This window comes from Pseudomaricurvus sp. (genome assembly GCF_965662505.1).
Taxonomy (GTDB): domain Bacteria; phylum Pseudomonadota; class Gammaproteobacteria; order Pseudomonadales; family Cellvibrionaceae; genus Pseudomaricurvus.
Window position 1 is genome coordinate 1 of record NZ_CBFIHX010000035.1, and the last position, 11,304, is coordinate 11,304.

8 protein-coding genes are annotated in these 11,304 nt (G+C 50.8%); 6 read left to right on the forward strand and 2 right to left on the reverse strand.

The genetic code is table 11. The annotated features are described in order from the left end of the window. Nucleotides 1-248 precede the first annotated feature (248 nt). The gene (locus ACTG33_RS06830) at nt 249-467 is read right to left on the reverse strand and encodes a DUF2835 domain-containing protein (RefSeq protein ID WP_439134453.1); all 219 of its coding nucleotides are present in this window, start codon (nt 465-467) and stop codon (nt 249-251) included. Between the two features lie 84 nt (nt 468-551). Then, nucleotides 552-5,534 (reverse strand): NAD-glutamate dehydrogenase, encoded by a 4,983-nt coding sequence (locus ACTG33_RS06835; RefSeq protein ID WP_439134454.1) that lies wholly within the window; start codon nt 5,532-5,534, stop codon nt 552-554. Nucleotides 5,535-5,782: 248 nt separating this feature from the next. Between ACTG33_RS06835 and ACTG33_RS06840 the strand changes: the two genes are divergently transcribed. Genes ACTG33_RS06840 through ACTG33_RS06865 form a run of 6 tightly spaced genes read left to right on the forward strand, consistent with a single transcriptional unit; the run spans nt 5,783 to nt 11,278 of the window. Continuing rightward, nucleotides 5,783-6,742: an AAA family ATPase gene (locus ACTG33_RS06840; protein ID WP_439134455.1), complete on the forward strand. Its 960-nt coding sequence runs from the start codon at nt 5,783-5,785 to the stop codon at nt 6,740-6,742. Beyond that, nucleotides 6,742-7,689, forward strand: coding sequence for a DUF58 domain-containing protein (locus ACTG33_RS06845; protein ID WP_439134456.1), 948 nt, complete (start codon nt 6,742-6,744; stop codon nt 7,687-7,689). Before ACTG33_RS06840 ends, ACTG33_RS06845 begins: the two co-directional genes overlap by 1 nt. Then, nucleotides 7,677-8,234 (forward strand): DUF4381 domain-containing protein, encoded by a 558-nt coding sequence (locus ACTG33_RS06850; protein WP_439134457.1) that lies wholly within the window; start codon nt 7,677-7,679, stop codon nt 8,232-8,234. Before ACTG33_RS06845 ends, ACTG33_RS06850 begins: the two co-directional genes overlap by 13 nt. Next, nucleotides 8,221-9,288 (forward strand): VWA domain-containing protein, encoded by a 1,068-nt coding sequence (locus tag ACTG33_RS06855; protein WP_439134458.1) that lies wholly within the window; start codon nt 8,221-8,223, stop codon nt 9,286-9,288. The genes ACTG33_RS06850 and ACTG33_RS06855 overlap by 14 nt, the downstream gene beginning before the upstream one ends. After that, nucleotides 9,281-9,571 carry a hypothetical protein gene (locus ACTG33_RS06860; protein ID WP_439134459.1) on the forward strand — a complete coding sequence of 97 codons (291 nt, stop codon included), beginning with the start codon at nt 9,281-9,283 and terminating at the stop codon, nt 9,569-9,571. The genes ACTG33_RS06855 and ACTG33_RS06860 overlap by 8 nt, the downstream gene beginning before the upstream one ends. Before the next feature lie 21 nt (nt 9,572-9,592). Then, on the forward strand, nt 9,593-11,278 hold the full coding sequence (locus tag ACTG33_RS06865) for a VWA domain-containing protein (RefSeq protein ID WP_439134474.1): 1,686 nt from the start codon (nt 9,593-9,595) through the stop codon (nt 11,276-11,278). The last annotated feature ends 26 nt before the right edge of the window (nt 11,279-11,304 follow it).

Below are 11,304 nucleotides of genomic sequence, written 5' to 3' on the forward strand. Positions count from 1 at the left end.
GGAACAGGTTTGACGAACGGCCGGATCAAGCCCAGGCGCTCACCAGCTCCAAGCATATCCAAGGTAAGTTCATGGGAAGTTTCTGCATTCAGGCAAAATAAAGCCTTACGCGCCAAATCGTACATGAGCGGGATTCCGACAGAGAGTAAATGGAGGCCGCAAGGATACTGTAAAGCGTGCCCCAATGCGAGGTTGAGCCACGTTATACAGTGCCTCTGAGCCCGATAGAGTCAATCCGTCAGGCCAGGCTACAACCGCTGAATCGACTCAAATCGATTGTCGCTGGAGAAGCGAATCATAAAGCGGCCTCGAATACCGCCCCGAGTCACATAAGGGCGCAGAATATTGGCAGGAAACTGTACTTTTCGCCCATCCACAGACACGGTGGATACATGCCGAGCCGCCCCAGAATACATACGCTGGTATTCATCCGGGGCAATCACCAGATTGACGACAAGGGTGGGCATAGGGGCATATCTCAGACAGACAAGTAACTGACAATATGTTGCAAGCCTAATCAGAGAAAATCAAGACACCCCGAATCCACCCCCTTACTGCTCGCCGCCAAGTACGCAGAGCTGACTGTCATCATCCAGTGAAGTGCAATGTTGACTGGCCTGAGCCAAATCCAGCAATTCCCTCAAGGCGACGGAGAACATGGCAAAATCGGTGCCCGGACTCCCCTGCAATTCATTGACCATGGAGTGCCAGCGACCGACCAGTAAACTGTGCTGTTTCACCCACTCATCCAGAGTCTTCGACACGTCCATATTGTCTCCAGCGAGACGAATGATGGAAATCGCCAAGGTTCGCATCTGCGACTCCACATCGTCCATAAACGCTTCTCTGGCCATGGCTTGCCAGAAAGTATCCACTTTGACTTCAGACACCTGAGTGGCAAACCAGTGCAGCCCCAACCGATCACCGAGCGCAAAATAGACGCTGGCCACATCTATGGGGTCCGCCTCGGTCAAACGTGCAGCTTCCACCACGTTCAACGCCGAATAAAGCGTGGCTGGCAGAGCAGACCAGGATGCCAGGTCTTCCGGAACCCCCAGTTTTATCAACGCCTTCGAGTCACGTTCCCAATCTCTGCGAGGGGCACCACACATCACCGAGGGCAACTTAGCCACCAACAGCTCTACCGGTTCAGCAAACTTGGCCACTTCTTGCTCTGGAGAGAGAAACCCACGACGATTGCGCAGGAACCAGCGAGTTGCCCGACGCATACGACGCATCATTTTTGACTGCATCCGATGCTGTAGCTCGGAATTCCCCTTGGAATCAAGCGCCTCAACGGCTGCAAAAAAGTCATGCAAATTGTAGATATCCCGCGCAGCCACGTACGCTTTGGCGACATCTATCGCACTGGTCCCGGTGGCCTCAATCAATCGATGGGAAAAGTTAATCCCCATATAATTGATCATGTCGTTGGCCACCTGCGTCGCAACAATCTCTTTTCGCAGGCGATGCTGATAAATCTGATCGTGGTATTTTTTACGCAACTGCACAGGAAACGCCGATTCAACCGCCTTCATCATGTACGGGTCATCCGTCATGGCTTTACCCGTCAGAGACTCTTTCAGCTGCACTTTGGCGTAAGAGATTAATACCGAAAGCTCAGGCCGGGTGAGAGACTTCCCCTGTTGTTGCCGTTCTACAATTGTCTCATCAGTTGGCAAGAACTCCAGAGTCCTGTCCAACTGTCCACTGTCTTCCATATTTGTGATAAAGCGGCGGTACTCCCCTATTCGGCTCAACACCTGATATTCAGCGAGAGAAATCGCCTGCGTCTGCTTGTAGTTGTTACTGAGCACCAGTTCCGCAACGTTGTCTGTCATTTTCTCCAACAGAGTATTGCGTTGCTTGATCGTGAGATCACCATTGGTAACCACACCATCCAGCAGAATCTTGATGTTGACCTCGTGATCCGAGCAATCGACACCAGCGGCGTTATCAATAAAGTCAGTATTACAACGACCACCATTAAGACTGTACTCAATCCGTCCCAACTGAGTCATGCCCAGGTTGCCGCCTTCGCCAAACACCTGACACTGCAACTCGTTGCCATTCACCCGCAAAGCATCATTGGCCTTATCGCCGACATTGGCATGAACCTCGTCGGAACTCTTCACATAGGTCCCTATCCCTCCATTCCAGATCAGATCCACAGGCATTTTCAGCAAAACAGTAATCAACTCTGTCGGGGTCAACTGATCAGCTTGCACCCCGAGACACTCTTTCATGGGTTTAGAGATAGCAATGGACTTTGCAGATCGGGAGAAAACACCACCGCCCTCAGAAATGAGGGATTTGTCATAGTGCTCCCACGTCACGCCGGGCGTATTGAACATACGTTTCCGCTCTTTAAAACTCTTCGCAGCATCCGGTTTCGGATCAATAAAAATATGCAGATGATTAAATGCCGCAACTAGCCGAATATGTTCAGACATCAACATGCCGTTACCAAACACATCACCGGCCATATCACCAATGCCCACTACGGTAAAATCCTGCGTCTGTACATCAATGCCTTTTTCCTTGAAGTGTCGCTGCACTGACACCCAGGCACCCCGTGCAGTGATTCCCATCCCTTTGTGGTCATACCCCTGGCTGCCACCAGACGCAAAAGCATCGCCCAGCCAGTGGTTGTAGTCTTTAGAAATCGCATTGGCGATATCCGAAAATGTCGCGGTGCCTTTATCCGCCGCCACTACCAGATACGGATCATCACCATCGCGCCGGACGACGTTTTCCGGGACAACGATATTACCGTCCTCAATATTATCCGTGATATCCAACAGGCCCTTGATGAAGATCTTATAACAGGCAATACCTTCAGCCAGATAAGCTTCTCTTCCGCCACTTTTCGGCAACTTTTTAGCAACAAAGCCACCTTTCGCACCACTGGGAACAATGACGGCATTTTTAACCTGCTGAGCCTTCACCAAACCCAGCACTTCCGTTCGATAATCCTGCAAACGGTCTGACCAGCGCAATCCGCCCCGCGCCACTGCGCCCCCACGCAAATGCACCCCTTCCATTCGAGGTGAATAGACGAAGATTTCGTACATCGGTCGAGGCTCTGGAATATTAGCGATAGTCCTGGGATTGAATTTGAATGAGATATAAGTTTTTGACTCACCATCGGCATCGGTTTGAAAGAAATTAGTTCTCAAGGTACCTTGAATAAACTCCAGATAGCGACGAATAATGCGGTCTTCACTCAAATTCTCAACACGCTCAAGACTGTTGATGATTTTCTGGGTTAAGCGACCGATACGCGTGTTATCTTTGTCCTGTTTTTGATTAACCCGGGGATCAAAGGTCGATTTGAACAGAGCCACCAAATTGCGCGTAATATCCAGGTGATGAGATAGCGTATTGGCGATATAACTCTGACTGAAATTAAACATCGTCTGCTTCATATAAGAGGCGTAAGCTCGCAGCATCGCCACTTCACGCCAATTCAGTCGAGCGCCCAACACCAGGCGATTGAAAGCGTCGCTATCGTTTTTTTTGTACCAGGTTGCAGCGAATGCATCCTGAAAGTTATGTCTCGCAGCATGGACATCCACTTCAGCGTTCAAGTCAAAACGCAAACCGAAGTCCTGCATCCAGACCCGTCGCCCATCTTTGGATTGTATTTTGTAGGGGTGCTCACCAACAACCCGCAGCCCCAGATTTTCAAGCACCGGAATAGCATCTGACAGCTCAAGCGGATTATCCATGTGAAATACTTTAAAACGCATATCACGCTTTTCAGACCCAAAAGGCTGATAAAAGCTCATCGCCAGAGTGTTATTCTCATCAAGCTCGGTAATCGTATCCAAATCCTGAACCGCTGCCCGCGCCTCAAAGGTCTCTTTGTAACTGGATGAAAAGGCATCACCATAGTTAGAAAACAGTCGTGCACCCGTTTCCTCACCGTGAAACTCGCACAGTGATTGATACAACCGCTCATTCCAGGAACGTGTAATATCGACAATTTGACGCTCCAGGCGCCTTACATCGATATCAAGACTTTTATCGGGATCAACCTTAAAAACGATGTGCGATCGGGCCAGAACTGAAGCCGAGAAATAGGTCGTAAATTCGTGCTCTTCTGCATGGATAGCTTCGCCGATGAGATTTTGAATTTTGACACGGATAAGAGTACTAAATTCGTCCCTTGGAACATAAACAATGCAATTGACAAACTTACCGTAAGGATCGCGTCGAACGAATAATTTAACCTTGTGACGCTCTTTAATTCTGGCTACGCCCATCACGGTATCAAACAATTCAGACTCATTGCTTTGGAACAGTTCATCACGGGGGAAAGTATCCAGAATTTGTCGTAGAGCTTTACCGTCGTGAGAGTTCAGATCTAATTCAGATCGATTCAGCACATTGGAAATCTTCTGCTTAATCAATGGAATGTTAGTCGGTGACGAGGTATACACTGGCGAGGTGTACAAGCCAATAAAACGGCTCTCACCACACACCTCACCATCGTCATTAAACTTTTTCACCACGACATAATCTGAATATGAGTGCCGATGAACTCTTGAGCGCACCGATGATTTGGTAAAAGAAATGATGTCTGTACTGGAGTGAAACTGCGTCATACCTGGATTGAAGTCAGACAGTTTGACATTATCAGGCTTGCTACCGTGCATTCGAAACAGCCCTAACCGGGAATCTGTTTTTTCATTGAGAGCACGATTCTTACCGCTGCCTGAGAATTCGTATTCAACATACCCCAGCAGAGTAAAGTGGGCATCCGCCATCCACGCCAAAAAAGCATCAGCCTCTTTGGCGTTCGACTTCATATCACCGGAGCCGACATAGCTGAGATTAGTTCTCGAACGAGCGATTTGATCCAGTAAAGGTTGATAGTCCGACACCACCACTTCAACGTCGCGAAGCACTGAGCGAAGACTGTCGGCTAAGGCCTGCATAGCCGACTCATTGGTATGTAAATTGATCTCAAGATAGATCATCGCATCGTGATGGTATTCACGATTTTTTGACTGTGCTCTCGTATCCCCTTTTGCGATCAGATCGAGCAGTTTCCCATGCTTATCCCGGCAAACACTGACGACTGTGCTGCTGATCGCGTGTAAAGCAATATTTCTTCGGTTAACTTCTATCCGAACCGAATCGACCAAAAAAGGCATATCCCTCTGCAGTACCGAGACCACTGTGTGACCACACAACCACCCATCTTCCTCAAGCCCTGGGTTGAACACTCTGACCTTAGCGCCGTCTTGCGGGCCTTGTTGTATAAAATTCCACCACCCTAAAGTACTGCCAAAGACATCACTTAAAGACTTACCCTGGAGCTCTTCCAGGTCAGCTTGCTGATAATAGATTTCGGCAAACGCCTTCAGCTTGTCCGCCTGAGCGCTGGCTAATTTTTCATCAATACAGTCTGATAGCTGATTCAGAAATACATCTTTTGAATCCGCGACTACCGAGCTAATACCCACTGTGAACCCCTTATTTTTCTGCAAAATCACCATGAGCCTCTGCTCAAACTTAGGTGTCAAAAGCCTTCCCATAGCATAGACCATGGGCTTATCCCTCACAGGAAACAGCCAAACATCAGCCATTCTCTGGCTGACGCCTGAATAAACACTCAAAAGTGGAACCGATGCGGTCGTCTGTGGTCTACTCACACTAAGACGATGGAAGCACTTGATACACTCTTCTCAAACAGTAGAATTCCATACAAATTCAGTGACTTACTTATCAGCGTTTACCTTGTCAGAAACGCTCGGGGGATCACCACAACACCATGAATACCCAGTCTCCGCTTAATGCATTAAAACAGTGGCTGCAGTCTCAAATCATTGGTCAGAGCCACCTTGTCGACAGTTTGTTAATCGCCATTTTGGCGGATGGTCACCTTCTGGTTGAAGGCGCTCCGGGTCTTGCCAAAACGAAAGCCATTAAAACCCTTTCCGACGGTATAGAAGCCGATTTCCATCGAATCCAATTTACTCCGGATTTACTTCCGTCTGATGTCACCGGCACGGACATTTACCGTCCAGAGAATGGCAGTTTTGAATTTCAGGCAGGCCCTATTTTTCATAATCTGGTACTGGCTGACGAAATTAACCGGGCACCGGCAAAGGTCCAGTCGGCATTGCTGGAGGCCATGGCCGAGCGTCAGATCAGTGTGGGGCGCAGCACCTACCCGCTGCCTGACCTGTTTCTCGTCATGGCGACCCAGAACCCCATCGAGCAGGAAGGCACCTACCCGCTGCCCGAAGCTCAGCTGGACCGCTTCCTAATGCACGTCAATGTCTATTACCCCAAAGCCGACGATGAGCGGAATATTCTGCGTCTGGCCAGAAACGAGGCGGCTGACGCACCGGTGCCACAGCCGCCGACACTGACTCAAGCGGACCTGTTCCGCATGCGCCAGGAAGTTCTCGATATGCACATGGCCGAAGCGGTAGAGGATTACATCGTCAATCTGACCATCGCCAGCCGCTGGCCCGACACCTACAGCAAGGATCTGGCTAAATGGATAGAGTTTGGCGTCAGTCCACGGGGAACGATTGCGCTTGATCGCTGCGCGCGAGCAAGAGCTTGGCTGAATGGCAAAGATTTTGTCAGCCCCGATGATGTGCAGGCTGTCCTGCCAGACGTATTCCGTCACCGCCTTCTGCTCAGTTTCGAAGCCGAAGCCTCAGGTATCAATGCTGAGCAGGTGATCAAAGAGTTGATTCAGAGAGTGCCCGTAGCCTGATGAAGCAGATGGATTTCCGTCAACCCGCTGAAGGCGCCTACGTCAGTCTGGAAGATTTACTCGGGCTGCGCTTTGCGTCCCGGGAGCTGCAAATCAAGCCCCGCAAGCAAAGCCACTCCCAGATGAGCGGTGGTGTTCGCACACGATTTCGCGGACGCGGGATGGAATTTGAAGAAGTGCGACACTATCAGGCCGGCGACGATATCCGCAGTATCGATTGGCGGGTTACGGCGCGCACTCAAGTACCACACACCAAACTCTTCCGTGAAGAACGTGAACGCCCTGTCATTCTTATGCTGGATCAGCGAGCATCCATGTTTTTTGGCGGTCAATTCTGTTTTAAATCTGTGGTGGCAGCCCATGCCGCAGCTCTGATGGGATGGGCGGCTCTGGACAACAATGATCGGATTGGTGCTCTGGTGTTTAACGACCAGGAAGAGCGCGACATTCGGCCTAAACGCAGTCGCCATACCCTGTTGAGTGTGCTGCAGGCAACGCAGGAGTATAACCTGCGACTGAATTCACCTGTCCCACCGGCCAACGCTATCCCTCTGGCACAGCGTCTGAGTGATTTGCGCCGCATCGCCAAACCCGGCAGTGCGATTATGATCATCAGTGATTTTCACGACATTGATGAAGCCTGCGACGAACAGCTCTACAAGCTTGCCCGCCACGGTGATGTATCGCTGTTGAATGTCTCGGATCCGCTGGAAGTGCATCTGCCTGATGATTTGCGCCTGACCGTCACAGATGGACAACGTCGGCGAACCATCGACACCAGCAATCGGTCATTCAACCAATCATTCGAGCAGAAATTCAGCAGTCATCTTGAACATCTGCAAACTCTGGCCGGGCAATTGGCATTGCCCCTGCTGAATATCAGCACGGATCAAGCTCCGCTGTTACAACTGCAAACACTTTTCGGAAAACAAGCATGCCGACGTTAACTCCTCCATCATCGGCGCCAGTCCAATCTCAGCCCGATCCACTGGCGGGCTTACGGGATATCCACACGCCAGCCGAAATCTCCAGTTTTCCCATCGCCCCCGGTTGGTGGATTTTGGCTGCCCTGGTTCTGGCCAGTTTGATTGTCGGATGGCTAATCCTGCAACGAAAACGGCAGCAACAGTTATACCGTAAGGAGGCCTTGGCACTGCTTGAACAAGCCGTTGACAACAGCTCAAACGATGATTCACAGCGACTGCAGAACATCAATAACCTGCTGAAACGAGTCGCATTGGCCGCCTATCCCAGTGCCTCCGTAGCCAGTATTCACGGCCAGGAATGGTCAGATTTTTTGCTGCGGTCAGCTCCGAACGTGCCACAACCTTCAGAGCTTCCCGATATCCTTAGCTCCGGCTTGTATGCATCCCCTTCGCAACAATCACAACATGCGGATACGTTCTACCAATACGCCAGAAACTGGATCAAACAGCATGTGAAAGCCTCCAAACTTCCGCAACAAACGGAGGCCGCTCATGCTGCACCTTGAGTTCCCCTGGATTTTTGTCCTTCTGCCATTGCCTTGGCTGATCTACCGCTTCTGGCCTGCGGCCAAGCAGGAAGATGCCGCGTTGTTAGTGCCCTTCTTCGACCGCCTTCCAGGTACTGATGCCATCAAGGGGTCACATCGCTTTACTCAATGGTTTCGGCTTTTACTTCTCAGTCTGGTCTGGGTAGCGACTTTAACGGCTGCGGCTCGTCCAATGTGGATTGGCGATCCGGTGGCCCTACCCGCCAGCGGACGCGATCTGCTGCTGGGTGTTGATATTTCCGGCAGTATGGAAACGCCGGACATGGAATGGCAAGGTGAAAACTACGACCGTCTCAGTATCGTGAAAGCCGTGGTCGGCGACTTCGTGAAACGTCGTCAGAGCGACCGTCTCGGTCTGGTTCTCTTCGGCACACGTGCCTACCTGCAAGCTCCGCTGACCTTTGATCGCACCACCGTGAATCAACTGCTGCAGGAAGCTCAATTGGGGTTGGCAGGAGAAAAGACGGCCATTGGTGAGGCCATTGGACTTGGGGTGAAACGACTCCGTGACCGCCCCAGAGACAGTCGGGTGATGATTCTCCTGACCGATGGCGCGAACACGGCCGGACAGGTAACCCCGTTAAAAGCCGCTGAACTTGCTGAAAAAGCCGACGTCAAAATTTACACAATTGGCATCGGAGCGGATGAGATGGTCACTCCGGGTTTGTTTGGCAGCTCATTTGGATCTCGTAGAGTGAATCCTTCGGCGGATCTGGACGAAGCCACTCTCAAAGCCATTGCTCAACAAACAGGTGGACAATACTTCCGTGCTCGCTCCCCAGAAGACCTTCAGTTGATCTATCAACAACTGGACAAGCTGGAACCTATTGAGCAGGAAGCCGAGGTATTTCGCCCCACTCAATCCCTGTTTTATTGGGCACTCGGCGCAGCATTAGCACTGATTTCACTGATGTTTTTACAGCGATTGATACTGGATGCAATGAACAAAACCACCAACGCTCACAATCTGTCGAGCACACCCCGTCCTCAAGAGGAAAGCTCCCGTGGCTGACATGGATTTTGCCAACCTCCTGTCCCAATTTCATTGGCTGCGTCCCTTGTGGTTGCTGGGCATTCCCTGTGCGTTGGTAATCGGAGCCTACCTGATGCGTGGCCGGGCACAGAACAGCCAGTGGAGTAAATTTATTCATCCGGAACTGCTGCCACATCTGTTGCAAGGTAAAATCAGCAAACAACAGCGCTGGCCACTGGCCATGCTGACCCTTGGTCTGATCATAGCTAGCTTGGCGATGGCCGGCCCCAGCTGGGAAAAACTCCCCCAACCCATTCACTAAAAAGAGAGCGCTCTGGTCATCCTGTACGACATGTCGCCCTCAATGATGGCAGAAGACATCAAACCTTCACGTCTGGTTCGCTCACGATTGAAGTTGATCGACTTACTCAAACAAAGAGAAGAAGGACTAACCGCATTGATCGCCTATGCCGGAGAAGCGCATACGGTAACTCCTCTGACCGATGACACAGACACCATCAAAAGCCTGCTACCCTCACTGTCGCCAAATGTCATGCCTATGAGCGGCAGCAATACAGAAATGGCGCTTGATCAGGCTTTAAATCTCTTCAAGGACAGCGGGTTGGCACAGGGAGATATCCTGTTGGTCACTGACGGTGTCGCTATAGACGCACAACAATACATTCGCAGAAAGCTGCCCTTGGGCTTTCGTCTTTCTGTACTGGGTGTTGGCACCGAGGCCGGGGCTCCAATACCGGTTAACATCGGCGGCTTTGCCAAAGACCGCAATGGCGGCATTGTACTGGCCAAGCTCAATGAAGGAGAGCTGTCCGAGTTAGCCCACAAAAGTGACGGCGACTACCACACCCTGAGCAACGACGACAGCGATATCAAGGCTGTTATGCCCAAGGCTGATTTACTCGACAACCAAACCCGCGAGCTGCAACGTGACTTTGATACCTGGTTGGATCGTGGCGCCTGGCTGGCTTTGTTGCTAATACCTTTCGTGGCCTTCAGTTTCCGCCGCGGCTGGCTATTGATACTGCCATTCATCTTGATTATTCCGGAAAAGAGCTATGCCTTTGGCTGGAAAGACCTCTGGCAAACTCGTGATCAGCAAGCTCAGGAGCTGCTTCGTCAAGACAAGGCTGGCGAAGCAGCCGAGACTTTCGAGCGCCAGGACTGGAAGGCAACCGCACAATACCGAGCCAAACAGTACGAACAGGCCGCAGAATCGTTTGCCAATGCAGATACCGCTGAAGACCAATATAACGCTGGCAACGCTCTCGCCAAAGCCGGAAAATTGGAAGAAGCCATAGCCGCTTACGATAAAGCTTTGCAAAAACAACCTGAGTTTGAAGATGCACAAGTCAACAAAGCTCTGGTGGAAGAACTGCTACAACAACAACAGCAAAACTCTTCAGACAATCAGAACCAGGAAGATCAGAACAGCGATTCGCAAGGCTCTGACTCCAACAAGTCTGATTCGAACAATTCCGATTCAGAAAGCGACAGTTCTCAAAATAGTGACTCACAGAACAGCGATTCGGAGAGCAATCAGAACTCTGACAACCAAAAATCTGAGGGCGATCAACAGGAATCTCCCAACGGTGATTCAGAAAACAATCAGCAAAGCGGTGACTCTCAGGACAGCGACAAGCAGAATCAATCCGGCGACCCTCAGCCCAATGACTCTGACGAAGAAGATAATGAGCGCACAGGAGAAAGCCCTACTCCGCCGGACCATGAAGACTCTGATGGCGAACAGCAGTCACAGGAACAGCAAGCAGCAGGCGGCCAATCAGAAGAGTCCTCCGCGGGAAATAAATCAGAGCAGCAGATGCAAGCCGTGGAAGATAGCGATCTTAGCGACGAAGAAAAGCAGGCCATGGAGCAGTGGCTGCGCAAAATCCCCGATGATCCCAGCGGCTTAATGCGCAAGAAGTTTGAATATCAATATCGCCAGCGTCGTTTGCAAAATCAGCAAGACAGATCGTTACCCGGTGGCCCCTCAGAGCAACGCTGGTGACATATACTCGTCATAGATTGCACACA